General features: G+C 69.5%; 1 pseudogene. It reads left to right on the forward strand.

From position 1 onward, the window contains the following. Positions 1-453: 453 nt before the first annotated feature. Positions 454-770: pseudogene (locus D180_RS20640) on the forward strand (repressor LexA); the annotation flags it as partial.

The raw sequence follows: 770 nt of genomic DNA on the forward strand, positions 1-770 counted from the left end.
TCGTGATGAACAGCGTCGGCGGCATTTCCAGCCGCTGGCTGCTGGCGATCGGCGTCTGCGGCTTCGTCGGCGCGGCACTGTCGGGGGTGTGGATCCTGTTCTCGATCTGGCGCAGCGGGCGCTGAGCGCGGCGCATGCTCTCGAGCACGGTTCGCCGGAAGCTGAGGCGGCTGGTCCGCAGGCGCCCCGCTTCACAGGAGTGTCGGCGCGCACGCGATCCCTTGTGGGAGGGGCTTCCGCCCCGACGCGATGCACTCGAATCCCCCGGTACACATCGCACTGACGCTATGCGGGGTCCAAAAGGCTGCCAGGATCAGAAGCCGCGCGCCTGCCGACGAAGGCATTGCGGGCGGTCGCGCGGAGCATCCATCACTGGCGGCAGCGAAGCGCGCCGGCACTCCAGACCCACATGCCAGTTGCTCGCCAGCTAATTTAGTAGTATTACTACTAACCATGGACCTGACCGAAACCCAGCAGGCGATCCTCGACCTGATCGCCGAGCGCATCGAACACGACGGCGTGCCGCCGTCGCAGACTGAGATTGCCCGTGCCTTCGGCTTCAAAGGCGTGCGCGCGGCCCAGTACCACCTGGAAGCGCTCGAACAGGCCGGCGCGATCCGCCGGGTGCCCGGACAGGCGCGCGGCATCCGCCTGCTGGGTGGGGCGGCCGCTCCGGCCCCCGCGCCGCAGGTGGACAGCGCCGACGTGCTGCGCCTGCCAGTGCTCGGGCGTGTCGCCGCCGGCCTGCCGATCGGCGCGGACATCGGCTC

The organism is Xanthomonas sp. SHU 166, from assembly GCF_000364685.1.
GTDB classification, from domain to species: domain Bacteria; phylum Pseudomonadota; class Gammaproteobacteria; order Xanthomonadales; family Xanthomonadaceae; genus Xanthomonas_A; species Xanthomonas_A sontii.